This window comes from Hwanghaeella sp. (genome assembly GCF_965227365.1).
Taxonomy (GTDB): Bacteria; Pseudomonadota; Alphaproteobacteria; order UBA8366; family Aestuariispiraceae; genus Hwanghaeella.
The window spans coordinates 4,089,588-4,115,221 of the sequence record NZ_OZ245754.1 but is presented as its reverse complement, the minus strand read 5'-3'; the positions used below and the strand labels follow the sequence as shown (position 1 = coordinate 4,115,221).

Here is a 25,634-nt window from a genome sequence, read left to right as displayed (position 1 = left end):
TCCATGAACAAGCCTATCAACCCCGATACGATTCCGGCGCCCCTCGGTCTATACGCGCATGCGGTCGAAAATCCGGCCGGGGCTCGTACAATACAAGTCTCCGGGCAAGTGGGGGTCGACGCTTCCGGCGGCATTCCGGGCGACGCCGGCGAACAATCAGAGCTGATCTGGTCCTATCTTGTGGAAATTCTCAAAGCCGCGGATATGGATATCAGCGATATTACAAAAATGACGGCATATCTAACCGACCCCGCCGATCTCTCGAAGTACGGGCCGGTGCGCGGCAAGTATCTTGGTGACCATCGGCCTGCCTCCACTTTGGTTTATGTCTCGGGCCTGGTGAAGCCGGAGCTCAAGGTCGAGGTGGATATCGTCGCTTCGAAAGCTTAGGTGCCGTACAGGCAACAGAACAGGTTTTTTGGGACGTAGAAAAAGGGCCGGGCAATTTGCCCGGCCCTTTTCGACGCACAGGGGTACTCAGGGTCGAAACTTTAGGCGATTGTCACTCAGCCGCTAATGTACTGGTACGAGGCCCGTCACCCTCGATTTCCGGAATGATCGGGATCGGCACGTCGTACGGAGCGACATCTTCCCGGATCTGACTCAAGGCGGCGACGATGATATCGACTTCCTCGTCCGGATGTGTCGCGCCAAGTCCGTAATCCGCTGCAAGTGCACGCGCTTCCGCAGATCGTTTGCGTTCGTCCTTGGGGAGGTTAACAACTGAATAGACGCCGTTGAGCAGACTGCCGCGTAGTTTTTTCGCGAATTTCGCACCCAAAAGTTCCTTCTCTTCGGACGATATCTGTTCAAAGAAGCGCCGCATAAGAATACGTCCGAATTGGATGTGTCTTGCTTCGTCACGCAGGATCAACTGACACGCGACCTTGATCGGTTCAAACCGCGCATTCTTGTAACGGGCGGTAAGCAATTCACCCGATAGCTGTTCGAACAACGTGTTGACCGCCATGCCCGCATAGAAGGACATCTGGCGTTCTTCGGCCTCGTTGTGAAAACGGGGAATAACCATCTGGAAATAGTCGCTGGTGGGGCTTGGTTGATAGGTGCCAAGCGTCTGGGCAATGCGGAAGGAGGCTTCGTGGTGCCGCAATTCTTCCATGATGAAATTGGCGACATGTTGCTTAATTTCGAATGGTAGGTGCTCGAAAATGGCTTGCCGGAGCCGCTCGGCCCCATAGGGCGTTGCGCCATGTTCCATCCAGGCGCGAAGTGACCACCACTCAGCCCCGGCTTGGCGCACATTTTCCGGTAGGTCTGCGGTCTGCTCCTTTAGGGCTGCCCAGTCCACATCTTTTACAGGGTCCCAGGCAAGGTCGCGCGCTTGATGGCAAAGATGCCAGACATCGTCGTAATGTGGTTCGGCGACGATGGGATAGGGGTTGGGGTTTTGAACCGTTTCTTCCAGCATCGAGGCTTCCATTGCCGCGCTCCTCTGTCCCGTTTCTTGATTTCCTGGCGGATGCGTAAAGACTACATCCCGGTTGCGCAAACCCGCCGCAAGGCGCTAACCTGCGCCTCACGCATAATAGTATAGTTAATTAGACTAATTAGTCGATAGGAGAATTCGACCCGTATGGGATCAGAATCAAAAATGCCGGAAGAAACGGTGCTGGATCGTGCGTCACCACTGCCTTTGTTCCTTCAGATTCGGCAGCAGCTGATGAGCGAAATTCTGGCATGGCCGGAAGCGGATCGCCGCTTCCCGACGGAGATGGAACTCACCCAGCGTTTCGGTGTCTCAAAAATGACGATAAGGCAGGCGATTGAGGAACTTGTCAGCGGCGGGTTTCTCACACGCCGTCGCGGGCAAGGGACTTTTGTGACCGACAGTGCTTTCGTAGAGCGCCTTACCCCCGCCTTGGACATCGATCAGCAATATGCGCAAGCCGGAAAGATGATGACCGCAACGGTCCTCTCCGTGACCGAGCGGCAACCGACCGAGGAAGAGGTTTCCACTTTGCCACTGGAAATGCAGGGAAAGGCACGGGAAAAGGTTTTGGTCCTAAGACGAGTCCGCGAGGTTGGCGGAAGTCCGGCGGCCCTCGATGAACGCGTGATGCCGATTTCGCTAGCCCGTAAGGCGGGTTTCAACGAGATGACCGCAAAAGATTCAATAATTGCCAGACTACGCAAGGCTATTTTGATCGTTCGGGCTCGTTGGACGATGACCGCGCGCTTAGCCGGCCCGGAACTCGCGACCCTGTTGGTCGTCAACCCCACAGACCCGATGATGCAGCGCGCCATGCGTTATTATGACGAAGCAGGACAAGCCGTGATGATGGGTACAACGATACACCGAAGTGATCGTCTGGCCTGTGAAGTCGAGTTGGATCTGACAAGCCAAGAGTAGTCATTGCCCTGTGTCGCCGGTTATCGCGAGCATCGGTACAGCACCTGTCTCGGCGAAGAATGGCGGAAAGGCATTCCCGGCGATCCGAATAAGGCGGCGGGAGGAATACGGAGGCGCATTCAACACGAATGCAGGAAGTTCACGGTTGGGCGTGTAACTGGGTCCGAATACTCGAAAGCCATCGTCGTCGAGAGCGGCTGGAAGAACACCTCTATTCCTGGGTTGCGCGTATTGCTGCCCTGAGGGTTGCATTTGGTGTCTCACCGAATGCCTCGCGATATAGTTTCGCGAAATGTCCTGTACTGGAGAAACCAACCGCATGGGCTGTTTCAGCGACTGTATTATATTGGCGAACGAGGATCAGATCCCTGGCGCGGTTCAGGCGTTCCTGACGAATGAAAGCAACCGGAGTCATGCCCAGAGACTGCTTCAACCGCCGCCCCAATGTCTTTTCGCTGGTTCCCAGGGCTGCGGATAGTTCGCGGACGCCGAAATTCTGATCCGCGATTCGGGCATGAATCTGTTCCCGCGTCCAAATAATGAAACGGTCTTCGGCTGGGGCCAGGGGCTCATGAGTGCCGGCGTTCTCTTCATTCGCGTATTTGATCAGGCGGTCTTGCAAAGCTTCGATGCGGGTGCTGGACTGCTTCTGGGCTTCGTCATGAGTCATGCGCATGGATCTAGCCTCGTTCTGCAGTAACAGGACCTCCGCGGTGGCCGCACATTTTGAACGGCATTTTTTAGTCGGGGCGGAGAAACCCTGCAGGAAGTGTTCAGCCAAAGGTTCGCAGAAATCCGCGGTTTTCGACGTCCTCATGTCCGGCTGATTACGCGCAGCGCTGGCGAGCAGATTGGTTTCGCAGGCTGGTTTTGCAGACTCCAGGAGTGGCTGTATCACAGCCCAAGTCACGACCGCTTAATGGGAATATTGATTTCAAATTCGGTGCGGTTACACTTTGTGCGGGAACCTGCTCGGCCTATAGCCGCCGCTGTAGCCTGGCAGATATCCCACGCAACGAGGATATCCCAAAGATGGCTTCATTTGACGTATCCGTAGCTGACGACGTGCCCGCAAACAGGCCGTTCACCACACGTCCATTATCCGACGCGTTGGGCGTGGAAATTGTCGGTATCACTATGGAGGAAGCCGTTGGGCCAGACGTGTTTCCACAAATCTACCAAGTTTTCCTGCAGCACCAGTTGATCCTGTTCGATGACGTGGACCTGCCGCCGGAAACACAAGTCGCCTTTGCCCGGAAATTCGGTGAGGTCCAGATCCACGTTATGGATCAATATCACGCCTATGGCGGCCGCTATCCGGAAATATACTTCCTGACAAATCTGGACAGCGATGGAAATCCGACCGGCGCGCATCCGGACAAGGGCACCATGCATTGGCACACCGACGGATCGTGGAAACCCAGAACGGGCCAAGCCACGATGATGTATTCCGAGATTGTTCCTGACAACGGCGGAGAAACCCATTTCGCCAACATGTACAACGCTTGGGACACTCTGGAACAGGATTGGAAAGATCGGATCGCGGGACTGAAAGCGGTCCATAACCTCGATTTCTCCAGGACGCGCAGACACGGGGAAGATCCCTTGACCGACGCACAACGAAACAAGATCCCACCTGTCGCCCACCCGGTCGTCCGAACCCATCCGGAAACCGGCCGCAACGCGATCTTCCTCGGCGATCATGCGGAGAGCATCGAGGGAATGGACTACGAGGCCGGCCGTGAACTGATCGAAACGCTGAATGCCATGGCCACGCCGGAAGATCGTATTTATCGACACCGTTGGCGGCCACGCCAATGCATGGTTTGGGATAATCGTTGCCTGCTTCATAGGGCCACGGCCTACGACACTGCCAACACGAAGCGGGTCATGCGCCGTTGCACAATCGTGGGCGAGGCACCCTACTGACCGGTACACTGAGGGCGAAGGGGATCCCAATCACCTCACCCTGGCCCATGAATGCTGACGGCGGAACGCGGCCGACATCAAGGTGATGTCCGCTGAATATGCGTTGCAGCTATGGCCCTAGCCCGAATGTATTGTAAAATCGCTGACCCTTATATCTCTAACCCATTGTGTCCTTCCCGAGAGATAGGTGACACTTCATACTGGACACACGGGTTACACAATAGGGCCTTTGCAAAGAGAGCGGAGGTGCCTTGGAAGGAGTGTGACACCATGGATGAGCGTCTTAAAATCCTCGCCTGGAGTAAAAAATTGGCCGACAGATCGGCCAGGTCGACCCTCGGACCTCAACGTTGCTCTTAGCTCATTACTTCTCGACTCTCATAGCCAGTCCTAGGGTTCCAAAACATACGGTGCGGATGATGCAAATCCATCGCTGGTCGGACAGGCAGGCTGAGCGCGGGAAGACTAACTTGCAGGAACTCTTCGTTCCTTGATGAACTTCAAAGAGATCTTCGTGGGCAAAGTGACGACGGTTGTCGATGAGAAAGAGAGGGAGTCGCCTTGTGTCACGAGAAGATTGAAAGAACACAATGAATGGCTGCGTCACATCAATGCCTCGGCGACCGACTTGTGCGTATCGAAAATCGACAACATCCTATTATCCGTGTTCGGCGGTTCCGCCTTGGGAAAAGCGTCGGTACCGCATGGGGGGTTAACTAGGCCACGGTTCTTGGTCATTTAGGCGCGGAACCGTCGTGGGTAGCGAGTCAAACCGACATGTCTGGATCAATGAATACGGTCCGTGAATGGACTGGGCCAGCCTTGTTCAGCTACGGGTTCCGTCCTTTCTTTCTGGGAGGCGCGGTCTTTGCCGCGGTGGCGATGCTTTTGTGGATCGGCATGCTGGAAGGGCATGTGGTCGTGCCGACGGCATTCGATCCGGTCTCCTGGCATGCGCATGAGCTTTTGTTCGGATTTCTGGGGGCGATCATTGCAGGGTTCTTGCTGACCGCCGTTCCGAACTGGACGGGGCGCTTGCCCATTGCGGGATACGCTCTTGCCCTGCTCTTCGGGCTTTGGGGCCTCGGTCGCGTTGCTATCGCGTACTCGGCTTCATGGCCGCCGCTCGCCGCCGCCGTGATTGATCTTTCAATGCCGTTGTTGTTGCTGGCGGCGATTGGACGCGAGGTCGCGATCGGCCGCAATTGGCGCAACCTGCCGGTCTTGGCATTGGTCGCGCTCATGACGGTGGGCAACGCGGTTTTTCACTGGGAAGCTGCGTCAGGGGAATACGCGGCGCAAGGTTATGGGATGCGGCTCGGACTCGGTACCGCGATCATATTGATCGCGTTGATCGGAGGGCGGATCGTGCCCTCTTTCACCCGGAACTGGCTGATCAAGCAAGGCGGCAACCGGCTTCCCGCGCCGCCGATGGCCCGCTATGACGTCCTGTCATTAGCAGTTCTGGTGGCAGCATTGTCGATGTGGGTCGTATGGCCGGATGCGCGTATTGCCGGGATGGCGCTCTTCATCGCGGGTGTGCTGCAGGCCTTCCGCTTGGTGCGTTGGCAAGGATTTCAGACCGCGGGGGAACCGCTCGTCTGGATTCTCCATGTCGGTTTTGGCTTCCTGCCGCTCGGGGCTTTGGCCTTGGGCGCGGCTCTGATTTGGCCGGACAGTGTGGGAACCCGGATCGGACCGGCGGCGGCGCAACATCTATGGATGGCAGGGGCCGTGGGCATCATGGTTCTTGCCGTGATGACCCGGGCGACACAGGGGCATACTGGTCAGCCTCTGACGGCGACGACTGGCACGACCGTGCTTTATATGTGCGTAGTTGCCGCAGCGGTGTCTAGGGCGTTGGTCGACTGGCTCCCAGTGGCGCCCGACTACCTCTATATGATATCGGCAGCCGGATGGATCGCCGCTTTCGGCGGTTTCGCCGTCTTATACGGCCCGGCTTTGTGCCGCCCGCATCACGAGAAAGGGAGTGGGGCCTAACCGCCGCTAATCCTTTATATCCTCGATCCAGGTCTTTGCGGCGACTGCACGCGGCAGACCGAGAGGGCCGATTGAAAGCAGGGCAACCTGCATCAGCGCAGCCATCTCTATCCCTTCTGCTTTGGCCCGCCGTGTATGGGAATGGACGGCACCTTCCGAACCGGCCCCGATGGAAAGCGCGAGTTTTACCAGACGACGTTCGCTTTCGGTTAACGGGCCGGCTCCGGCAACGGCTTCGCCAAGTGCGGAGTAACCTTTCCAGACATCCGGATAGGTCTCGGCTAGATCGCCTGCGGCGCCGGGCATGGTTCTATTCATTGCGTCTTCCTCCTCCCTGCCTTCAGGTTGTGTGATCGTCTATCAAAGAACTGGGCTTTGCGAACTTCTCAAGATCGGCCTGGTCGCCGATCGTGATCAGATTACCGTCAACGGAGACGCCATAAGGTTGCAGCGCCTTGAAAGCACGGCTGAGATTCTCCGGGGTCATGCCCAAGAGTGAGGCCAGCCGGCGTTTTTCCGTCGGCAGTTCATAGCTCTGAACGCCATCCGATTCCCGCTGCTGTACCAGCAAATAGTTCGCAAGCCGTTCGAGGGATGTCCTCAGCTTCAGATCCTTCTTCGACTTAATGACGGACCGGTACCGTTTCGCCAGTTCGGTTACAATGGCCCGGGCGAAGTTCGCGTCGGTGTCAAAGACCGAGCGTACATCCTGGCTGGGAATCAGCACGATCCGGCTTTTCTCCAATGTCCGTGCGGACATCAGGTAGGGAGCGTCCTTGATCGTGGCCGCCAAGATGAAAGTCGACACGGGATAAACCAGAGACATGCTCGTCTCACGCCCGTTCCATGTAGCGTAGAGTTCCACGGATCCCGTCAGGACGATATGGAGAAAATCGCTGGTGTCCCCTTCGGTGATCATTTCGATTTGCGGCGGAAAGTTCTGTACATATGCGCCACGCATCAACGCCTGAAATTTTCCTTCGTCCATCGCGGCAAACAGATCAAGTTGCCGTATCTCTGGAAAGCCGTTGTCCAACATCGCCGCGTGCCGCCTCATTTCCAGTCACTGAAAAATATCATCGACTGATTTGATAAATGTCAATGTTTGGGTTGACCTTCATCGTTTGTCACATTCAAGTTACTCAATCGAATGGCCGAAAGATTTCCGTAACTGATTTATTTTACAGGAATTTCTTTGGTTTCTTGATCTGGATCAAGCGGCATTCATGCTAGGCGCCGAGTGTGTATTCCCAGGAGCGGTCGATGCTCCAGAACGTACCATTGTACGGGGGATAAGATGCATACACTCGGCGGAGTCACTCGTTCGGACCAGCGAAAAGCGTTGGGTCTCAGCACCATCGCCTTCACGGCATGTTTCGCTGTCTGGACAATTTTCTCAATCATCGGTGTCGCGATCAAAGAGGAACTGGGCCTCACGGAATCCCAGTTCGGCCTGCTCGTTGCTACTCCGATCCTGACCGGTTCGATCACACGGTTGTTCCTCGGTGTTTGGACCGAACGGTACGGCGGGCGTCTGGTCTTTACGGGACAAATGCTTCTTACGGCATTGGCGACCTGGGCGCTTACGCTTGCGGACAGCTACGTGATGTACCTGATAGCCGCGCTCGGTATCGGCCTTGCCGGCGGATCTTTCATCATCGGCGTGGCTTATGTCAGCCGTTGGTACGATGCCGACCATCAGGGCACGGCCCTAGGGATTTTTGGTGCCGGTAATGTCGGCGCGGCTGTGACCAAGTTCGTGGCGCCATTCGTGATGGTCGCTTTCGGTTGGCATGGTGTCAGCAATGTCTGGGCCGCAGGTCTCGCCGTTATCGCAGTGCTCTTCTTTCTCTTCGCGAAGGACGATCCGGAACTTGTGGAGCGCCGCGCCAAAGGCATCCGCGCTCCAAATCTGGCGGAACAGTTCGCACCTTTGAAGAACATCCAGGTTTGGCGTTTCTCACTTTACTATTTCTTTGTGTTCGGCGCATTCGTGGCGCTTGCCTTGTGGATGCCGCATTACCTCATTGAAGTCTATGGCATCGATGTGAAAACGGCTGGTATGGCGGCGGCTTCATTCAGTCTCTCCGCTTCCCTGTTTCGCGCTTACGGCGGACATCTTAGCGACAAGTTCGGTGCGCGCGCTGTCATGTACTGGACCTTCGGTTTTGCCCTGATATTCCTCTTCATGCTGTCTTATCCGCCGACGGACTACATTATTCACGGGAAAGACGGGCCGATTGCCTTCTCGACCTCGATGGGCCTTTGGCCTTTTGTCGCCACCCTGTTCGCGCTGGGATTTTTCATGAGCCTGGGCAAGGCGGCGGTCTTCAAACATATCCCCGTTTATTATCCCAAGAACGTGGGGGCCGTCGGGGGGCTCGTGGGCATGATCGGCGGTCTCGGCGGTTTCATCCTGCCGATCATTTTCGGTGCGGCCCTCGATCTGACGGGCATCTACACGTCATGCTTCGCCATTCTCTTCGGCCTTGTCGCTCTCGCGCTGATCTGGATGCATTTGTCGATCCGCGCCATGGAACGAGCGGTTCATGGGAAGGCGTTGGATGAATTGCCGACCGTGCCGGAGTTGCAGGACATCCATGTGCCGGGCCGAACCGACATGCCGCGCGTTCTGGAAGACTGGCGACCGGAAGACCAGGCATTCTGGGCGGAGAAGGGACGCAGGATCGCGCGCCGCAATCTGTGGATATCCATACCCGCGCTGCTGCTCGCCTTTTCGGTCTGGATGGTATGGTCGATGGTGGTTGCCCGCCTGCCGGCGATTGGATTCGATTTCTCCACAGGGCAGCTTTTCTGGCTGGCGGCCCTGCCTGGGCTGTCTGGCGCGACCTTGCGGATTTTCTACAGCTTCATGGTGCCGATATTCGGCGGCCGGTTGTGGACGACTCTGTCGACGGCAAGCCTGCTGTTACCGGCAGTGGGTATCGGCTATGCAGTACAGAATCCGGAAACGCCGTATCTGATCTTTCTGACCCTGGCTCTGCTTTGCGGCTTCGGCGGCGGAAACTTCGCCTCCTCCATGGCCAATATCGCGTTCTTCTTCCCGAAGGCGGAAAAGGGCAACGCGCTCGCGTTGAACGCCGGTCTTGGAAATCTGGGCGTGTCGGTCATGCAATTCCTGGTCCCGATCGTCATCACCATCGGCGTCTTCGGTGCGATGGGCGGAACGTCGCAGAATCTTGCGGATGGCGGTGAACTCTGGGTCCAGAATGCTGGCTTCGTCTGGGTGCCGTTCATTGTGATTGCCACGGTGGCGGCTTGGTTGGGGATGAACGATATCGCCGACGCCAAGGCCAGCTTCCGCGAACAGGCGATCATTTTCAGCCGTAAGCACAACTGGCTGATGTGCATCCTCTATACCGGTACCTTCGGCAGCTTCATCGGTTATTCGGCCGGCTTCCCGCTGCTGACGAAACTGGCCTTCCCGGAAGTGAATGCGCTGCAATACGTGTTCCTGGGGCCGCTGGTCGGCGCGCTCAGCCGGGCAGGCACCGGGTGGATCAGCGACCGCTTCGGCGGCGGGCGGGTTACCTTCTGGACCTTTGCGGGAATGATTGCCGCCGTGTTCGGGGTTATCGCTTCACTAGGCGCCGGCAGCTTCATGGGGTTCTTTGCCGCTTTCATGACGCTCTTCCTGCTGACCGGGATCGGTAATGCTTCCACGTTCCAAATGATCCCCGCGATCATGGGCCGTGAGGTGCCGCGCCTGATGCCTGAGCTTGAGGGCAATGCCCAACGCCGCCAGGCGGAACGGGAAAGCGCCGCGATCATCGCCTTTACGAGTGCCATCGCCGCCTATGGAGCCTTCTTCATTCCGAAGGCCTACGGCACCTCGATCGCGCTCACTGGGTCACCCGTCGGTGCCCTGTGGGGCTTCCTGGTCTTCTACGCGATCTGCCTGGTGATCACTTGGTTCTATTACACCCGGCCGGGAGCGCTCCTGCACGGTCTGGAACACCGACAAACAGTCGACAAGGCCGTCCGGCAGCCAGTCTGACGCCTGAAACAGCAAGTCGGGCGGCCGACGGCGCCGCCCGGAAGCCGACTTAAGGAAAGGACAGTACAATGAGCCATCTGCTCGATAGATTGAACTTCCTCCAGTCAAAGGAGTTGGAGCAGTTCTCGAACGGACATGGACAGGTCACGCGCGAGAACCGCGACTGGGAGGACACCTATAGGAACCGTTGGCGCCACGATAAGATCGTTCGCTCGACCCACGGTGTGAACTGCACCGGATCATGCTCATGGAAAATCTACGTCAAATCCGGGATCGTGACTTGGGAAACGCAGCAGACGGACTATCCGCGAACCCGGCCCGATCTGCCGAACCATGAACCGCGCGGCTGCGCCCGAGGCGCCAGTTACAGCTGGTATCTCTACAGTGCTAACCGTGTGAAGAACCCGCTGGTGCGCGGGCGCCTGATGAAGGCATGGCGGCGGCTGCGGGAAACCATGAGCCCGATCGAAGCTTGGACGACGCTGCAGAACGACCCGATCCTGCGCGCCAGTTATGTGGAAACGCGCGGCAAAGGCGGCTTGGTTCGGGCGAGTTGGGATGAGGCAACGGAGATCGTTGCCGCCGCCAACGCCTATACCGTCAAGAAATACGGTCCGGATCGTGTCTTCGGCTTTTCCCCGATCCCGGCCATGTCGATGGTCAGTTACGCCGCGGGATCACGCTATCTCAGCCTGCTTGGCGGCGTCTGCATGAGCTTCTACGACTGGTATTGTGACCTGCCGCCGGCCTCGCCCATGACCTGGGGCGAGCAAACGGACGTGCCGGAATCCGCAGATTGGTACAATGCTGGCTATCTGATTCTGTGGGGTTCCAACGTCCCCCAGACGCGCACGCCAGATGCGCATTTCTATACCGAAGCCCGCTACAAGGGGACGAAGTCGGCCGTTATCTGCCCAGACTATTCGGAGGCCGCCAAATTCGGCGATGTTTGGCTGAATGCGAAGCAGGGAACGGATGCGGCGCTCGCCATGGCCTTTGGCCATGTCATCCTGCGGGAGTTCCACTTGAATCGCCAAGTGCCGTATTTCGAGGAATATTGCCGGAAATACTCGGACTTCCCGATGCTCGTCAGATTGGAGGAGAAGGACGGTCAATACGTTCCGGGCCGCTTCCTGCGCGCCGATGATCTCGACGACAAGCTGGGGGAAGAAAACAACCCGGCCTGGAAAACCGTCGCTTACGATGAAAACAGCGGCAGCTTGGTCTCGCCCAATGGATCGATTGGATACCGCTGGGGGGAGGCGGGAGAGTGGAATCTGGAGGAACGCGCGGCGGCCTCGGAAACCAAACTCAAGATGTCACTGATCATGGATGAAGACCACGACGACGTCATCAGTGTGGACTTTCCTTACTTCGGTGGCGCGGCGACCGAGGCTTTCGCGGCCGATCACGCCTTCCCCAACGTGCTGACCCGGAACGTTCCCGTGAAGCGGATCAAGAGCGCCGAGGGCGAGGAACTCGTTGCCACGGTCTTTGATCTGTTCTGCGCCAACTATGGCTTGGATCGTGGGTTGGGCGGCGAGTGGGTGACTGAAGACTACGGTCAGGACATGCCTGGCACGCCCGCCTGGGCCGAAAAGATCACCGGCGTCGACGCGCAGAAGATCATCCATGTCGCGCGGGAATTCGCCTCCAATGCCGAGAAGACCAACGGCAAGTCGATGGTCATCATCGGCGCGGCGATGAACCACTGGTACCACATGGACATGAACTACCGCGGCGTCATCAACATGCTGGTGATGTGCGGCTGCGTGGGGCAGTCCGGTGGCGGCTGGGCGCATTATGTGGGGCAGGAGAAGTTGCGCCCGCAGACCGGCTGGCAACCGCTCGCCTTCGCGCTGGACTGGGGCCGGCCGCCGAGGCACATGAACTCCACCTCCGCCTGGTACGCCCATACGGATCAATGGCGGTACGAGACCCTGACCGCCGGCGAGATCCTGTCGCCGACGGCGCCGGAAGGCGATTGGGACATCAACCTGATCGACTACAACATCCGCGCCGAGCGGATGGGGTGGCTGCCCTCCGCGCCGCAGTTGAAGACGAACCCGCTGGAGGTCGCCAAGGCGGCGAAGGCGGCAGGCAAGGAAGTCCCGGCCTATGTCACGGAACAGTTGACGTCCGGCGAGTTGGAAATGTCCTGCCAGGACCCCGACGCGCCGGAAAACTGGCCGCGGAATCTCTTCGTCTGGCGGTCGAACCTGCTGGGGTCGTCCGGCAAGGGGCATGAGTACTTCCTGCGTCACTTGCTCGGCACCGACAACAGCGTGCTGGGTGGCGACCTTGAAGAGGAAGGCCATCGCCTGCCGAAGGAAGCCAAATGGCACAAGGACGCGCCGCGCGGAAAGCTCGACCTACTGGTCACGATCGACTTCCGGATGAGCACGACGGCGGTCTATTCGGACATCGTCCTGCCTACGGCCAGCTGGTACGAGAAGAACGACCTCAACACGTCGGACATGCATCCGTTCATCCACCCGCTGCAGGCGGCGGTGGATCCGGCTTATGAAAGCAAGTCGGACTGGGAAATCTTCAAGGCCATTGCCAAGAAGTTCCAGGAAGTCGCGCCGGAAATCCTGGGCAAGGAAACCGACATCGTCGCGCTGCCGATCCTGCACGACACCCCGGCGGAAATCGCCCAGGACCAGGTGAAGGACTGGAAGAAGGGCGAATGCAACCTGATCCCCGGCAAGACGGCGCCGAACTACATACCCGTGGAACGCGATTACACGGCGATCTACGACCGGTTCGTCGCCCTCGGTCCGCTGATGGACAAGGTCGGCAACGGTGGGAAAGGTATAACCTGGAATACCGAGCACGAGGTTCAGGCCCTACGGGACCTGAACGGCGCCTGGGAAGGCGGGCCGGCCAAGGGATGCCCGAAGATCGTCAGCGACATCGATGCGACCGAGGTCATTCTGATGCTCGCCCCGGAAACCAACGGCGAGGTCGCCGTGAAGGCCTGGGATGCGCTCAGCAAGGCGACCGGGCGGGATCACACCCATCTCGCCGTTCCCAAGGAAGACGAGAAGATCCGGTTCCGGGACATCGCGGCGCAACCGCGGAAGATCATCTCCTCGCCGACCTGGTCGGGCTTGGAAAGCGAGAAGGTCTGCTACAACGCCGGCTATACGAACGTCCACGAACTCATACCCTGGCGCACGCTGACCGGCCGCCAGCAGCTCTATCAGGATCACCTGTGGATGCGGGCCTTCGGCGAAGGCTTCATGTCCTACCGCCCGCCGGTAGACTTGAAGACGATCACCGAAGAGGTGAACCGCGATGCCAAGGAAGGGTCGCCCCATGTTGTGCTGAACTTCATTACGCCGCACCAGAAATGGGGCATCCACTCGACCTATACCGACAACCTGCTGATGCTGACGTTGAACCGCGGCGGGCCGGTAATCTGGATCAGCGAGAACGACGCCCGCAAGGCCGGCATTGCCGATAACGACTGGGTCGAGCTTTACAACACCAACGGGGCGCTGACGGCGCGCGCGGTGGTGTCCCAGCGCATGAAGGACGGAACGACCTTCATGTATCACGCCCAGGAAAAGATCGTGAACACCCCCGGTTCGGAACGGACCGGCAAGCGGGGTGGTATCCACAACTCGGTCACGCGCGCGGTTTTGAAGCCGACGCACATGATCGGCGGATACGCGCAGCAATCCTACGGCTTCAACTACTACGGAACCGTAGGATCGAACCGCGACGAATTCGTGATCGTCAGGAAAATGCAAAAGGTCGACTGGCTCGACCGCGAAGCGTCCGAGAAGGAGGCCGCAAAATGAGAGTACGCGCGCAAATAGGCATGGTCCTCAATTTGGATAAATGCATCGGTTGCCATACCTGCTCGGTGACGTGCAAGAACGTCTGGACCAGCCGCGACGGTGTCGAATACGCTTGGTTCAACAATGTCGAAACCAAGCCCGGTACAGGTTATCCCACGGATTGGGAAAACCAGGACCGCTGGAACGGCGGCTGGGTCAGGACGAAGTCCGGCAAGCTGCAGCCCAAGCAGGGCGCGAAATGGCGTATCCTTGCGAACATCTTTGCTAATCCGGACCTGCCGGAAATCGACGACTATTACGAGCCGTTCGATTTCGACTACGACCACTTGAAGTCGGCGCCCGAGATGGAGGCGTTCCCGACGGCGCGTCCGCGATCGAAGATCACCGGCGAGCGGATGGAAAAGATCGAGAAGGGGCCGAACTGGGACGAGATCCTGGGTGGGGAATTCGCCAAGCGCTCAAAGGACTATAATTTCGAGGGCGTACAGAAGGAGATCTACGGGGAATACGAGAATACCTTCATGATGTATCTCCCCCGGCTCTGCGAACACTGCCTGAACCCGGCCTGCGCTGCGAGTTGCCCGTCGGGCGCGATCTACAAGCGGGAGGAAGACGGTATCGTCCTGATCGATCAGGAGAAATGCCGCGGCTGGCGGATGTGCGTGTCCGGCTGCCCCTACAAGAAGGTTTATTACAACTGGTCCACCGGCAAATCCGAGAAATGCACGCTGTGCTATCCGCGGATCGAATCCGGCAATCCGACCGTTTGCTCGGAAACCTGCGTCGGGCGCATCCGGTATATTGGCGTCATCCTGTATGACGCGGACAAGATCGAGGAAGCCGCCAATGCGGAACAGACCACGGACCTGTACGGGTCGCAGTTGGATGTGTTCCTCGACCCGAAGGACACAGCAGTAATCGCCGCCGCGCGTGCCGACGGTATCCCGGAGGATTGGATCAAAGCGGCTCAGGAAAGTCCCATCTGGAAGATGGCGATGGACTGGAAGGTCGCATTCCCGCTGCATCCGGAATACCGGACGCTGCCGATGGTTTGGTACATCCCGCCGCTATCGCCGATCCAGAATGCGGCGCAAGCCGGTGCGATCGGCACCGATGGCGGCATGCCCGACGTCCGTAGCCTGCGCATCCCGGTCAAATACCTCGCCAACCTGCTGACCGCAGGCGACGAGGAGCCGGTCGTCAAGGCGTTGGAACGCATGCTGGCGATGCGCGCCTATATGCGCTCCAAGAGCATCGAAGGCGTGATCGATACCAGCATCGCCGAGCGTGTCGGCCTGACCGGCGCGATGATCGAGGACATGTACAAAATCATGGCGCTGGCCGATTACGAAGACCGCTTCGTCATTCCTACGACCCATCGCGAACAGGTCGAGGAAGCCTACGACCTGCGCGGCGGCTGCGGTTTCACCGACGGCAATGGCTGTTCCAACGGCATCAGCCAGACGTCCTTGTTCGGCGGCAAAAAGAAGCCGCTCAAAATGCCGCAGGAGGTATCGTGATGGACCGCACCCTGAAAGCACTGTCCCTGGTTTTGAGCTATCCGACCGTCGAGCTGCAACAAGCCATGCCGGAGATTAGCGGCGTCCTCGCCGCCGACCACCGCCTGACCGCCGCCGCTAGAAGGGCGCTGCGTCCGTTGATGGATGAACTGTCGCAACGGGACATCTACGACCTGGAAGAAGCCTATGTGATGCTGTTCGACCGGTCTCGGACGCTTTCGCTCAACCTGTTCGAACACGTTCACGGCGAAAGTCGGGATCGCGGCGGCGCGATGGTCTCGCTGGTTGAAACCTACAGGGCAGGGGGTTTCGAGCCGGCGACAACGGAGCTTCCGGACCATTTGCCGGTTCTGCTCGAATTTCTGGCGACCCGACCTGCTGCCGAGGCACGCGATGTGCTCGCCGATGCAGCGCATATTTTCGAGGCGATCTACGCCCGGCTCTCACGCCGCGATAGTTCCTATGGCGCGGTTTTCGGGGTGCTTTTGCAATTGGCCAAGGTGAAAGCCGATCGGCAAGCCGTTGCGGAATTGCTGGAAGCGCCGGATGACGATCCCAACGACCTCGATGCACTCGACGAGGTTTGGGAAGAGAGTGAAATCCTGTTTGGACCGGATCCGAATGCAGGATGTCCGCAGGTCCGCGACATGCTCGCCCGAATGGATACACCCGTTTCCGACACCCCCAAGCCCGTTTCGGGCGTTGCGGCTGAATGATGGAGGCCGATATGCATAACTTCCTGTTCGGTATTTACCCCTATATAGCTTTGGCCGTGCTCGCGGTCGGCTCGATCGCCCGCTATGAACGGGACCCTTTCACCTGGAAGTCCTCCTCCAGCCAATTGCTGCGGAGGAAGCAGTTGGTCGTCGGATCCGTCCTATTTCACGTTGGTGTTCTGGTTATCTTTTTTGGTCATCTGGTCGGCCTGTTGACGCCTATCTGGATCTTTGACGCCATCGGGATCAGCCACGGGGCAAAGCAGTTGCTGGCCGTTGTAGCGGGCGGGGTGGCGGGCGTCATGGCGCTGATCGGTGGCGCCATGCTGTTTCATCGCCGCTGGTTCGATCCGCGCATTCGCAGGACATCGAGCTTCGCCGACATTGCCATTCTGGCCTTGCTGCTGGCGCAGCTGGTGCTTGGTTTAGGGACGGTTTTCGTATCGCTTGGCCACCTCGATGGACATGAAATGGTGAAGTTCATGAGCTGGGCGCAGGGGATTTTCACTTTCCAGCCCGATGCGGCGAGCCACATTGCCGACGTTGCCTTGATCTTCAAGCTGCACCTGTTCCTGGGCCTGACGATCTTTCTTGTCTTCCCGTTCACCCGACTGGTGCACATGTTGTCAGTGCCGCTGCGGTTCCTTCTCCGACCCGGATATCAGGTCGTTCGGTCACGCCGGTCGCGTCGCCTCCCGGCGCGTCCGAATGCGGGCCCGGCGGAGTGACGATCATGGGCACGCAGCTTTTTCAAGACATCGTCGTTAATGGGCAGACCATTCCGTTTTCGGTTGTCGCGGCCGAGACCCAGAACCATGTCGGCCCTCGAGGTGTTCCGGGGACGGCATGGAAGAAGGCCGCGAACGCGATCGCCGTCCGCGCGGTGCTGTTGCAGGAGGCCGCCCGCAGAGGGCTGCGACCCGACCCGCAAGAGGTTGCCCCCGGTCAGTTGGAATCCGAGGAAGAGGCGTTGGTTCGTCAGTTGCTTGACGAAGCAATCGACGTTAGTCCGCCCGACGCGCAGGCGGTTCGGCGGGAATGGGAGAAGGACCCTGACCGTTTCAAGTCGCCGCCGTTGTGGGATGTCTCCCATATCCTCATTGCCTGCGATGTGGAGGATGAGGAAGGTTGGCACGCGGCGCACGAACGGGCCCGCGCGTTTACCCGAACGTTGTTGAGCGATCCGTCGCAATTCGAGGCGGTCGCTGGCCGGGAGAGCGCCTGTTCCTCGAAATCTGCTGGCGGCTATCTGGGACAGATGCGCCCGGGGGACATGGTGCCGGAATTCGAGGTATCTCTTCGTGCGATGGTTCCGGGGCAGATATCCACCGCGCCTGTCGCCACACGGTTCGGGTTTCACATCATCCGGTTGGAAGCAGCGGCGGAGGGACAGGTCCTGCCGTTCGATGCTGTTCGCGAAAAAATATCGGCTGCCATGGAGAAGGCGGCATGGGCGCAAGCGGTACGCGAATTCGTTCGCGGGCTCGTCCAGGCGGCCAACATAACCGGGGCGCCGCTGTCGTCCGGGTGACGCGGGGTAAGTTCAATGGGCATTTATACACTGTCATTCCTGGATTCTTGCCTGTCTCGACCAGCGGAAATGCGGCGTATCGAAAATCCACTGGACTGCATCGCGGATCATCACCTGGCGGAGCGCGAAGTCTGCACCTTTTTGGACAAGTTGGCGGGGCCGGACGCCAAGAACGTGACGCCGGAGGATCTCGCTGACATCATCGAATTCCTGGCGGTCGAGCTGCCTTTGCACCTTCTGGACGAAGAGGAAGATTTGTTCCCGCGCATGCAGGCCAGATGCCAGCCCGACGACGAGATCGACCGCGCCATCGAGAGATTGTTCGCCGAGCACGCCTATTCGGGTCATGACACGGAGGCTGTGCTGGAGATCCTGCGCATCATGCAGGAACTGGACGGTGAGATCGACGACGGGGCTCGCGAGGTGCTCTCGGTCTATGCGGGGCACGCACGCCGGCATTTGATTTTCGAGAATGCGGTAATCTTACCGATCGCCCGTGCGCGTTTGTCCAAGGAAGATCTGGAGGCCATGCATCGGAACATGATCAGACGCCGGAAGACCGGTGCAATGGGAAGGTTTTGGAATGCTTGACGACCTTTTGTCGCGCAATCGCGGTTGGTCCGCCACGCGAATATCCGAGGAACCGGGCTATTTCGCGCGTCTCGCCACCCGGCAGTCGCCGGAATTCTTTTGGATCGGCTGCTCCGACAGCCGGGTGCCTGCGAACGTCGTCGCCGGGTTGGATCCCGGTGAGGTCTTCGTCCACCGCAACGTGGCGAATGTCGTCCATTCGTCGGATATGAACCTGTTGTCCGCTCTGGAATTTGCGGTGGAGGCCCTGAGCATTCGGGAGATCATCGTATGCGGGCATTATGGGTGCGGCGGTGTGCGCGCCGCGACGGAGGACTTGCCGCACGGTCTCGCCGATCATTGGCTGGAACCGATCAGGCGGTTGTCGCGATCTTACGCCATCGACTTGACGCAATGCGCGTCGTTGGAGGAACAGCGCGATAAGCTGGCCGAGTTGAATGTTGTCGAAGGAGTTCGCCGGGTATCGGAAACGCCGATTTTGCGGCGCGCTTGGGCACGGGGCGAACCGGTAAAGGTGCACGGGCTGATCTATGGTTTGAAGGATGGTCTGTTGCGGAACCTCGATTGCACCGTGTCGCGCGGCATCTTCGAAGAAGGAGAAGGCAAATGACTGCCCTCAGACCGATACTGCCGGAAAACTGTTGCTGTGACGATCTCGCTCCAAGGAAATCATTGATTCCGGTGCATGAGGCGGTCTCTATCGTTTCCTCGGCGGTAGGGCCGGTCGAGCGGATGGAGACTCTGGCGTTTGAGCGAATTGGCGGACGTGTCCTTGCGGATACGGCATATGCTGCGGCTCCGGTGCCGCCTTTCGCGAATTCGGCGATGGACGGATTTGCTGTCCGGATACAGGACTTCCGGGGCGATGGACCCTGGACGTTTCCCGTGTCGGGCAATTTGGCGGCGGGTCATGGATACGGCACCGGCCTTCATCCGAAATCGGTTGCACAGGTTATGACCGGTGCGCCCATCCCGAACGGCGCGGACACCGTCGTGCCGCAGGAGCATGTGACCTTCGCGAACGGGTTCGCCGTCTTCTCGTCCCGACCGATAGCAGCAAGCCATGTTCGATACCGTGGGGAGGACTTGCAGCAAGGACAGCCGGTCATCAAAGGCGGCTCCCGCCTGGGGGCCTCGGAGATTGCCGCCCTGGCTGCGGCCGGCCATCGCAAGGTGACGGTCCGGGGGCGGGTGCGTGTCGCGGTCCTAGCCACCGGCGATGAGTTGCGTAAATCCGGCGAAGCCCTGGACGGGTCCGGGATTTGGGACGTCAACTCGCCGATGCTCCGGTCCGCCTTGCAATCTGTCGGGGCGGAGATCGTGGATACGGGTTCCGTCCTGGACGACAGGCGGGCAATGGCGAATGAACTGTTACGATTGGCCGGGATAAGCGACTTGATCGTCACGACCGGCGGGGTCTCGGTCGGGGAAAGGGATTTTGTCAAAGCGGCCCTCCTGGACGCAGGCGGCGATATTGTCTTCTCCGGCGTAGCCATGAAACCCGGCAAGCCGGTGTCTTTCGGGAAAATCGGCCGAACCTGCTGGCTTGGCCTTCCCGGCAATCCCTATGCTGCTTTGGTCGCTTGGACCTTGTTTGGGGTCCCGATCCATGACGCGCTTGCCGGTTTGTCCAAAGCGCGCCGCATGGCGATTCCCGCGATTACGGCGACGTGCCTCACCCACCCAACAGGGCGCAGTGAGTTTCGGTTGGCGCGAATTGAAGGTTTCGACGGGCTGGGCCGAACGGTCGTTCATTGCGCGGCGGTCACGCATTCCGCCAAGGTATCCGGGTTGGTCGAAGCTGTTGGGATCGCGGAAATCCCGCCTGACGTGGCAAAAGTGCCGCAAGCCGGCTTGATCCGATTCTACCCATTCTGACTGCCCACTGTTTCGGCAACGAGGCGCGTCCTTGATACTCTATACAAAAGGCGAATGGCTCGTTTGCCTGTGCAGTCATCATGGTTTGTCGGCAAAGCCCTCTGGATGGATAGCGCTTCCGGCGCGAGGGGCATGAGCCGTACGGCCTGATTTTTCAGTCAAATGAACCAGTGCTCCTCTGGTCTTATGGAGGCGGGGTTTGAGATTGGATATCCCCGATCACGGCAAGAGAAGGAAACACTGCTCGTTCCTATGCAACTGGATTCCCAGTCATCCGATCACTCATTGATTGGCTGTAGTTGTGTTCAAACTGCTCAAATCGTCATCGTGAAAAACGGAACCTATCGATGAATAGAATGGAGAATGGCACAGGTTCGGTGGAATCAGATGTTAGCCCGATACCACAGAGTCATTTCTTCCTAGGATTGGGAGAATTGTCGGTATGCACGGCTCTTGGCATGGGTGCCTTCAGCCGCACCGTATCCGCTATGCTTTGTAGTACGAATTTGGTGCGCCCGGCGGGATTCGAACCCACGGCCCCAGGATTAGGAATCCTGTGCTCTATCCTGCTGAGCTACGGGCGCACTATTTCAATCGGCCTGTGGTGAAATAGCAGACCCTTCCGCTGCGGCAAAGTCTCGATTGAGGCCGGGTCGCCGTTTAGTTTCAAAAGTGGAGGGGCGCATGGTGTGCGGGGCGAACCGATTCAGTCCGATGCCGTGGCTAACGCGGGGGTTCCCGCAAGATCCGGGGCCGCGCCGGAGACTGTCCTTGTGTCTGGCACCGTGCCGCCCAAGGTGTCGCGCAATCTTAGGGTAAGTGAGAAGAACGCCGCAGCGTCTTCACCGAGTGCGACGCGAATCACGTCGTCGATCGCCGCCCAGGCCTCATCGATTCCGGAAAGCAAGGTACGTCCTTTGTCCGTCAATTCGAGAACGTTCTGCCGGCGTGATGTCGGATCGGTGGACCGTGTGATGTATCCGTTGACCAGCAATCGGTCCGTCATGGTGCTCATGCTGGCGGATGTGATCCCGAATGCCGCCGCAAGATCTGCCTGCGAGACCGGGCTCGTTCGGCCCATTGCCTCTATGACGCGTGCCTGCCGCGGCGAAATGCCGAGCGGCGCCAATTCCCGGCGCAGGATCCCCTCGACGAGCGCAGCACTGTGAAGCAGTCCATGAAATTTGTGAGCATCTGATTGCATACTAATAATTAGTATACTATCTAATGAAATATTGCAAGGCAATCTCGACTATTCCTCAACTGAACGGAGTTCTTTATGGCCGATAAGATTTTTGCGAATTCACTGTCGTCCTTGTTCGGTGCGGTCGTTGCGTTGATCAGCAGCGCATCCGCCCAATCGGCAGAGCCTGATCTTGACCGCATTGCCAATTTCTTTTCGGCTGCGCAGGTCGTGCGGGGGCCCGCACTGACGGAGTGCAAACTGTCCGGTGGCGCGGAAACCACCTGTTTCTCAATCACGGTTCGCCCCGACCCCGGCGACTACGAACCCGGTCCCTGGTGCCCCACAGCCATAACGGACGGCCCCGAAGCTGGCGGGATCTGGTTCCTTGACGGAAAAACCGTGGATGTCGACGGGAATTTCATCACAAGTCTCGCAAAGACGTTTGGTGATACGAAATGGAAACTGTATGACCCGGAAACGGGCGCGGTTCGTTTCACGGGGACCTTGGAAGCGTGCGAGGCCGCAGCGCGCCCGGATGTCGACCCGAATTATCAAAACTATTGCGTCCAATGCTTGCCGGAATACATGCCGGAAAACACGAGACTGACCTACGTCATTCCGTTGGAACCTGTCACGGTCGCCCGGCCGGTGCCGACGCATCACAGCGGTTCCGGCATCGCTGCGAACGGCGTGCGACTGGATGGCCCGGCGCCCGTGGACGCCATTCTCGGAGCTTACACGATTGCCCCGTTCGACGACTGCGGCGGCCATGTGAATACCCATGTGGGTTATCACTATCATGCGGTGACGGGATGCGTATCCGGCAACGAGACAAGCTTGGACCCGACGAAGGCGGACCTTGTCAAATCGCATGGCGGGCAAATTGGGATTGCGATGGATGGCCATGCGATCTTCACGCATCTGATGGCGAATGGTCGGGTCCCGGAAGGGCTCGACATGTGCAACGGGCATGAAACGGAAGACCTGCCGTATCACTATCACGCCGGTGAGGCTGGCTCGAACGCCATTCTCGGATGCCTCGCGGCACAGTCGGGCTGTGTCCTGCCGAACGACTCGACTTCATGCGATGCATCCATTCCCCCGCGACGACCATAACTGACATTTGCGCGCTCCCGTCCGAAAAATGGGACGAACCGCCTTCCCGGATGTCCCCCAACGTTCAGGGGAAGGGAAACCAAAGTAGAGGAAAAATTATGCCATCGTACCCAAACAGGACCATCAAATCAGGATCACGTTGGATGGCCTTCGTCATGATCACCGTCAGTGCGATCGCGCTCAGCGCGTGCGCGGGCGGGCCGGATCGGCGTCCGCAAAAACCTGGCGCCGAACGCATGTCACCCGTTGGACAAACGGGACCGGTTGCAAAACCGATCGCATTGTTTCTGACCGGCCTTGACGCAAATAGCGATCACCTCGTGGACGCCGCGGAATTTCAGAATGGGCTCGACCGCGAATGGCGGAAACTGGAGCAGTCCGGACCGGTTCGGGCGATCGAGTTCGATGAGTGGGCGCGTTCGGCGCTTGGCACGGCGGGCGCACTGCCCTCCTTCGGATCATTTGATCGAAACCTGGACGGCGTCATCAGTCACGGTGAATTCGATGCGCAACTGCGTCAGGAATTTAACGGGTTGGACAAGAACAATGACAGCTTTCTGGAAAGGCCGGAACTGATCTTCAACGGCGCAGGACCGAGGCGTCCATGATCGTCATTTTCGGTCGGCGACACACCCCCGATGGATGGAAGTCGGACTATTCGGGATTTCCTGCGACGGGCCCTCCCACGCGAGGACAGGTTTAGGACAGGTTGAAGACCGAAATCGCGTCCTCCTCATAGGCAAACATGACAGAATGGTATCTCCCCCATGCTTAAACGAATAACTGCGGTCGCAACAATGGACCGAAACCGGATCCTCTTTCTGGCAGCTCTTGTGCTAGTGGCCGCCGGCGCATTCGCACCAATGGCTGCTGCTCAGGACCGTGGCGATCCAAGACCACGCGGGGTCCGATCCGCCGGGCCCGAAATCGTCTGGAAGGCGCCGGACCGGCATCGGCTCGTGGTGCGGCCAAAGACGGTCGTGAAGCATCCGGCGGGTGTCGCACCGCGGCGCCGCGCGGTTGGCCCTTTGGTTGTCTATCGACCCCACGGCCCGGCCATATTTGGATATGGATTTTACTATCGCGACAAGGAAGCCGCCCGCTGGATCGCTTTGACGGCAATAACGCCAACCCTGCTTGATCGGATGAGCGAGGATCAGGTGCGTTATCATGAACAAGCGCAAATCGAGGCGACGACGGCGCCGCTGGGCGAAGCGATCGTTTGGGAAGCGGACGGCGCTTCGGGGGCCGCGACAGCATTGCGCGAGGGGGTCGATGCGGGCGGCCATATGTGCCGGGAGTTCCGCCAGACAGTGACCATAGCCGGGCAGACCGAAGAGGCATACGGTACCGCTTGTCTGCAGGAAGACGGGGCCTGGCATATCGTGGACTAGAAGCGAGGTGCAGCCATTTCCGGCTGGATCATCCGGAAGTCGACGACGGACCTTGGCGAGCCAGGGTCAATCTCTCCCTCGGCGTTGTGAGGTTGATGCAGCTTGAGAAACAGCCGTTCGGTACCCGGCCCGCATACCAGGCACTAGGGGAATCAATGCCCCTCACGCCAGGCTGCCATACAGGATGGAGCAGATGACGACGGCGGCGACGATGCCGGCGAGGTCGGCGCTGAGCGCGGCGGCCAGCGCGTGGCGGATGCGCTTGATCTGCACCGCCCCGAAATAGACCGCCAGCACATAGAATGTCGTTTCCGTCGAGCCCTGCAGGGTGCTGACCAGATAGCCGGTATAACTGTCCGGGCCGATCGCCTGGTCGTTGATGATCGACGCCATGATGCCATAGGCGCCGGAGCCGGAAAGCGGCCGCAGCAACGCCATCGGCAGGGCTTCCGCCGGCAGGCCGAGCGGCCCGGTGATCGCGGAAAGCGGTATGATCAGAAGGTCCATCGCCCCGCTGTTCCGGAACATGCCGACCGCGACCAGGATCGCCACCAGATAGGGGATGATGCGCAGGGCCACGTTGAACCCGTCCTTCGCGCCCTCCACGAAGCTTTCATAGACCGGCACTTTCTTGGCGACCCCGAAGGCGAGCAGCGAGATCATCAGGCCCGGAATGATCCAGGGGGCGATTTCCTTGCCGTAGACCACGGTCAGCGGCACCAGCGCGAAGAGGCAGAGCAGCGCGATGATCGAGGCCGTCGCGGAATAGGAGTCGTCGGCCTTGGACAGGTCCCGGGCCTCGTCCGGCGCGTCTGTCGCGGCCTCTTCGGGTGCGGTTTCCACCCCATCGGAAGCGCCGACATCCGGCAGCGCGGGCGAGGAGGCGGCCCAATACCGCTGCAGCAGTTTGGCCATGATGATCGCGACGGTGGTGGAACAGATCGTCGCGACCAGGGTCGTCGGCACGATCCCCGCCGGGTCGTCCGAGCCCGCCGCCGCGCGAATCGCGATCACCCCGGTCGGCAACAGCGTGACGCTGGAGGTGTTGATCGCCAGGAACAGCGCCATGGCGTTCGTCGCGGTGCCCTTTTGCGTGTTCAGCTTGTCCAGTTCCTGCATCGCGCGGATGCCGAAGGGCGTCGCCGCATTGCCCAGTCCCATGACATTGGCCGACATGTTCAGGATCATCGCGCCCATGGCAGGGTGGTCCGCGGGCACGTCCGGGAACAGGCGTTTCATCAGGGGGCGCAGCAGCTTGGCGATGATCACCAGCAGACCGCCATGCTCGGCCACCTTCATCAGCCCCAGGAACAAGGCCATCACGCCGACCAGGCCGATGGCGAGCGTTACCGAGGCTTCGGCCGTGTCGATCATGCCGATGCCCAGCGCATCCATCGGGCTGACATCCTCCGGCGTCTCCGCGACCCAGGTGATCTGGCGGAAGGCGGCGACGGAAAAGGCGATCAGGACGATGGCGAAGAAGATGGCGTTCATGGCGCGGCCGGTCCCCGGTGGCTCTGAAGAGGGAAGGGGATCACTCTGCCGCGATTCGGGCACGGGTCGGCAACCGGCGG

Annotated in this window: 22 protein-coding genes and 1 tRNA gene; 16 read left to right on the top strand and 7 right to left on the bottom strand. The window is 59.2% G+C overall.

All coding sequences use genetic code 11. From position 1 onward, the window contains the following. Positions 1 to 3: 3 nt before the first annotated feature. Positions 4 to 390, top strand: a complete 387-nt coding sequence (locus tag ACQK2G_RS18870) for a RidA family protein (protein ID WP_425406585.1) — start codon at positions 4 to 6, stop codon at positions 388 to 390. A gap of 112 nt (positions 391 to 502) precedes the next feature. Here ACQK2G_RS18870 and ACQK2G_RS18865 read toward each other — a convergent pair whose 3' ends face one another. Beyond that, positions 503 to 1,441, bottom strand: coding sequence for a hypothetical protein (locus ACQK2G_RS18865; RefSeq protein ID WP_425406584.1), 939 nt, complete (start codon positions 1,439 to 1,441; stop codon positions 503 to 505). Between the two features lie 153 nt (positions 1,442 to 1,594). On the opposite strand from ACQK2G_RS18865, the gene ACQK2G_RS18860 reads away from it, so the two are divergent. Then, the gene (locus ACQK2G_RS18860) at positions 1,595 to 2,371 is read left to right on the top strand and encodes a GntR family transcriptional regulator (protein WP_425406583.1); all 777 of its coding nucleotides are present in this window, start codon (positions 1,595 to 1,597) and stop codon (positions 2,369 to 2,371) included. Between the two features lie 211 nt (positions 2,372 to 2,582). Here ACQK2G_RS18860 and ACQK2G_RS18855 read toward each other — a convergent pair whose 3' ends face one another. Further along, positions 2,583 to 3,269 carry a helix-turn-helix domain-containing protein gene (locus ACQK2G_RS18855; protein WP_425406582.1) on the bottom strand — a complete coding sequence of 229 codons (687 nt, stop codon included), beginning with the start codon at positions 3,267 to 3,269 and terminating at the stop codon, positions 2,583 to 2,585. A gap of 134 nt (positions 3,270 to 3,403) precedes the next feature. Here ACQK2G_RS18855 and ACQK2G_RS18850 point away from each other — a divergent pair, with 134 nt between their 5' ends. Both ACQK2G_RS18850 and ACQK2G_RS18845 read left to right on the top strand, forming a co-directional pair. Further along, on the top strand, positions 3,404 to 4,300 hold the full coding sequence (locus ACQK2G_RS18850; protein WP_425406581.1) for a TauD/TfdA dioxygenase family protein: 897 nt from the start codon (positions 3,404 to 3,406) through the stop codon (positions 4,298 to 4,300). 777 nt (positions 4,301 to 5,077) lie between these two features. Beyond that, positions 5,078 to 6,301 carry an NnrS family protein gene (locus tag ACQK2G_RS18845; protein ID WP_425406580.1) on the top strand — a complete coding sequence of 408 codons (1,224 nt, stop codon included), beginning with the start codon at positions 5,078 to 5,080 and terminating at the stop codon, positions 6,299 to 6,301. A 6-nt stretch (positions 6,302 to 6,307) separates the two neighbouring features. Here ACQK2G_RS18845 and ACQK2G_RS18840 read toward each other — a convergent pair whose 3' ends face one another. Next, positions 6,308 to 6,619 carry a carboxymuconolactone decarboxylase family protein gene (locus ACQK2G_RS18840; RefSeq protein WP_425406579.1) on the bottom strand — a complete coding sequence of 104 codons (312 nt, stop codon included), beginning with the start codon at positions 6,617 to 6,619 and terminating at the stop codon, positions 6,308 to 6,310. A 22-nt stretch (positions 6,620 to 6,641) separates the two neighbouring features. Further along, complete coding sequence (locus ACQK2G_RS18835; RefSeq protein ID WP_425406578.1) at positions 6,642 to 7,340, bottom strand: cyclic nucleotide-binding domain-containing protein; 699 nt, start codon at positions 7,338 to 7,340, stop codon at positions 6,642 to 6,644. A gap of 258 nt (positions 7,341 to 7,598) precedes the next feature. Between ACQK2G_RS18835 and ACQK2G_RS18830 the strand changes: the two genes are divergently transcribed. The 9 genes from ACQK2G_RS18830 (at position 7,599) to glp (ending at position 20,364) form a co-directional block, all read left to right on the top strand. Next, on the top strand, positions 7,599 to 10,319 hold the full coding sequence (locus tag ACQK2G_RS18830) for a nitrate/nitrite transporter (RefSeq protein ID WP_425406577.1): 2,721 nt from the start codon (positions 7,599 to 7,601) through the stop codon (positions 10,317 to 10,319). Positions 10,320 to 10,387: 68 nt separating this feature from the next. Continuing rightward, positions 10,388 to 14,128: a nitrate reductase subunit alpha gene (locus tag ACQK2G_RS18825; protein WP_425406576.1), complete on the top strand. Its 3,741-nt coding sequence runs from the start codon at positions 10,388 to 10,390 to the stop codon at positions 14,126 to 14,128. After that, complete coding sequence (gene narH, locus ACQK2G_RS18820) at positions 14,125 to 15,648, top strand: nitrate reductase subunit beta (RefSeq protein ID WP_425406575.1); 1,524 nt, start codon at positions 14,125 to 14,127, stop codon at positions 15,646 to 15,648. The genes ACQK2G_RS18825 and narH overlap by 4 nt, the downstream gene beginning before the upstream one ends. Next, a complete protein-coding gene (gene narJ / locus ACQK2G_RS18815) occupies positions 15,648 to 16,364 on the top strand; it encodes a nitrate reductase molybdenum cofactor assembly chaperone (protein ID WP_425407669.1) in 717 nt (238 codons plus the stop codon). Before narH ends, narJ begins: the two co-directional genes overlap by 1 nt. After that, on the top strand, positions 16,361 to 17,092 hold the full coding sequence (gene narI, locus ACQK2G_RS18810; RefSeq protein WP_425406574.1) for a respiratory nitrate reductase subunit gamma: 732 nt from the start codon (positions 16,361 to 16,363) through the stop codon (positions 17,090 to 17,092). Before narJ ends, narI begins: the two co-directional genes overlap by 4 nt. 5 nt (positions 17,093 to 17,097) lie before the next feature. Next, on the top strand, positions 17,098 to 17,895 hold the full coding sequence (locus ACQK2G_RS18805) for a peptidylprolyl isomerase (protein ID WP_425406573.1): 798 nt from the start codon (positions 17,098 to 17,100) through the stop codon (positions 17,893 to 17,895). Positions 17,896 to 17,964: 69 nt separating this feature from the next. Beyond that, positions 17,965 to 18,486 carry a hemerythrin domain-containing protein gene (locus tag ACQK2G_RS18800; protein WP_425406572.1) on the top strand — a complete coding sequence of 174 codons (522 nt, stop codon included), beginning with the start codon at positions 17,965 to 17,967 and terminating at the stop codon, positions 18,484 to 18,486. Then, complete coding sequence (locus ACQK2G_RS18795) at positions 18,479 to 19,096, top strand: carbonic anhydrase (protein ID WP_425406571.1); 618 nt, start codon at positions 18,479 to 18,481, stop codon at positions 19,094 to 19,096. The genes ACQK2G_RS18800 and ACQK2G_RS18795 overlap by 8 nt, the downstream gene beginning before the upstream one ends. Beyond that, on the top strand, positions 19,093 to 20,364 hold the full coding sequence (glp, locus tag ACQK2G_RS18790; protein ID WP_425406570.1) for a gephyrin-like molybdotransferase Glp: 1,272 nt from the start codon (positions 19,093 to 19,095) through the stop codon (positions 20,362 to 20,364). The genes ACQK2G_RS18795 and glp overlap by 4 nt, the downstream gene beginning before the upstream one ends. A 507-nt stretch (positions 20,365 to 20,871) precedes the next feature. Here the strand turns inward: glp and ACQK2G_RS18785 are convergent. Both ACQK2G_RS18785 and ACQK2G_RS18780 read right to left on the bottom strand, forming a co-directional pair. Beyond that, positions 20,872 to 20,948: transfer RNA gene (locus ACQK2G_RS18785), tRNA-Arg, on the bottom strand. Between the two features lie 122 nt (positions 20,949 to 21,070). Then, on the bottom strand, positions 21,071 to 21,568 hold the full coding sequence (locus ACQK2G_RS18780) for a MarR family winged helix-turn-helix transcriptional regulator (protein ID WP_425406569.1): 498 nt from the start codon (positions 21,566 to 21,568) through the stop codon (positions 21,071 to 21,073). Between the two features lie 75 nt (positions 21,569 to 21,643). Between ACQK2G_RS18780 and ACQK2G_RS18775 the strand changes: the two genes are divergently transcribed. The 3 genes from ACQK2G_RS18775 to ACQK2G_RS18765 all read left to right on the top strand — a co-directional run bounded on the left by ACQK2G_RS18775 (position 21,644) and on the right by ACQK2G_RS18765 (position 24,060). Beyond that, positions 21,644 to 22,666, top strand: coding sequence for a hypothetical protein (locus ACQK2G_RS18775; protein ID WP_425406568.1), 1,023 nt, complete (start codon positions 21,644 to 21,646; stop codon positions 22,664 to 22,666). 143 nt (positions 22,667 to 22,809) lie between these two features. Further along, positions 22,810 to 23,274, top strand: a complete 465-nt coding sequence (locus ACQK2G_RS18770) for a hypothetical protein (RefSeq protein ID WP_425406567.1) — start codon at positions 22,810 to 22,812, stop codon at positions 23,272 to 23,274. A 255-nt stretch (positions 23,275 to 23,529) separates the two neighbouring features. Beyond that, positions 23,530 to 24,060, top strand: coding sequence for a hypothetical protein (locus ACQK2G_RS18765; RefSeq protein ID WP_425406566.1), 531 nt, complete (start codon positions 23,530 to 23,532; stop codon positions 24,058 to 24,060). 162 nt (positions 24,061 to 24,222) lie between these two features. On the opposite strand, the gene ACQK2G_RS18760 is transcribed toward ACQK2G_RS18765, so the two are convergent. Next, positions 24,223 to 25,554, bottom strand: coding sequence for a nucleoside recognition domain-containing protein (locus tag ACQK2G_RS18760; protein WP_425406565.1), 1,332 nt, complete (start codon positions 25,552 to 25,554; stop codon positions 24,223 to 24,225). Between the last annotated feature and the right edge of the window lie 80 nt (positions 25,555 to 25,634).

Bases quoted from the DNA above. Each gene is read 5' to 3' on its own strand.
- narJ (WP_425407669.1), top strand. From the start codon at position 15,648: ATGGACCGCACCCTGAAAGCACTGTCCCTGGTTTTGAGCTATCCGACC.
- ACQK2G_RS18770 (WP_425406567.1), top strand. From the start codon at position 22,810: ATGGCCTTCGTCATGATCACCGTCAGTGCGATCGCGCTCAGCGCGTGC.
- ACQK2G_RS18805 (WP_425406573.1), top strand. From the start codon at position 17,098: ATGGGCACGCAGCTTTTTCAAGACATCGTCGTTAATGGGCAGACCATT.
- ACQK2G_RS18860 (WP_425406583.1), top strand. From the start codon at position 1,595: ATGGGATCAGAATCAAAAATGCCGGAAGAAACGGTGCTGGATCGTGCG.
- ACQK2G_RS18830 (WP_425406577.1), top strand. From the start codon at position 7,599: ATGCATACACTCGGCGGAGTCACTCGTTCGGACCAGCGAAAAGCGTTG.
- ACQK2G_RS18850 (WP_425406581.1), top strand. From the start codon at position 3,404: ATGGCTTCATTTGACGTATCCGTAGCTGACGACGTGCCCGCAAACAGG.
- ACQK2G_RS18865 (WP_425406584.1), bottom strand. From the start codon at position 1,441: ATGGAAGCCTCGATGCTGGAAGAAACGGTTCAAAACCCCAACCCCTAT.
- ACQK2G_RS18825 (WP_425406576.1), top strand. From the start codon at position 10,388: ATGAGCCATCTGCTCGATAGATTGAACTTCCTCCAGTCAAAGGAGTTG.
- narI (WP_425406574.1), top strand. From the start codon at position 16,361: ATGATGGAGGCCGATATGCATAACTTCCTGTTCGGTATTTACCCCTAT.
- ACQK2G_RS18840 (WP_425406579.1), bottom strand. From the start codon at position 6,619: ATGAATAGAACCATGCCCGGCGCCGCAGGCGATCTAGCCGAGACCTAT.
- ACQK2G_RS18775 (WP_425406568.1), top strand. From the start codon at position 21,644: ATGGCCGATAAGATTTTTGCGAATTCACTGTCGTCCTTGTTCGGTGCG.
- glp (WP_425406570.1), top strand. From the start codon at position 19,093: ATGACTGCCCTCAGACCGATACTGCCGGAAAACTGTTGCTGTGACGAT.
- ACQK2G_RS18870 (WP_425406585.1), top strand. From the start codon at position 4: ATGAACAAGCCTATCAACCCCGATACGATTCCGGCGCCCCTCGGTCTA.
- ACQK2G_RS18780 (WP_425406569.1), bottom strand. From the start codon at position 21,568: ATGCAATCAGATGCTCACAAATTTCATGGACTGCTTCACAGTGCTGCG.
- ACQK2G_RS18795 (WP_425406571.1), top strand. From the start codon at position 18,479: ATGCTTGACGACCTTTTGTCGCGCAATCGCGGTTGGTCCGCCACGCGA.
- ACQK2G_RS18800 (WP_425406572.1), top strand. From the start codon at position 17,965: ATGCGGCGTATCGAAAATCCACTGGACTGCATCGCGGATCATCACCTG.
- narH (WP_425406575.1), top strand. From the start codon at position 14,125: ATGAGAGTACGCGCGCAAATAGGCATGGTCCTCAATTTGGATAAATGC.
- ACQK2G_RS18765 (WP_425406566.1), top strand. From the start codon at position 23,530: ATGGCTGCTGCTCAGGACCGTGGCGATCCAAGACCACGCGGGGTCCGA.
- ACQK2G_RS18760 (WP_425406565.1), bottom strand. From the start codon at position 25,554: ATGAACGCCATCTTCTTCGCCATCGTCCTGATCGCCTTTTCCGTCGCC.
- ACQK2G_RS18845 (WP_425406580.1), top strand. From the start codon at position 5,078: ATGTCTGGATCAATGAATACGGTCCGTGAATGGACTGGGCCAGCCTTG.
- ACQK2G_RS18835 (WP_425406578.1), bottom strand. From the start codon at position 7,340: ATGTTGGACAACGGCTTTCCAGAGATACGGCAACTTGATCTGTTTGCC.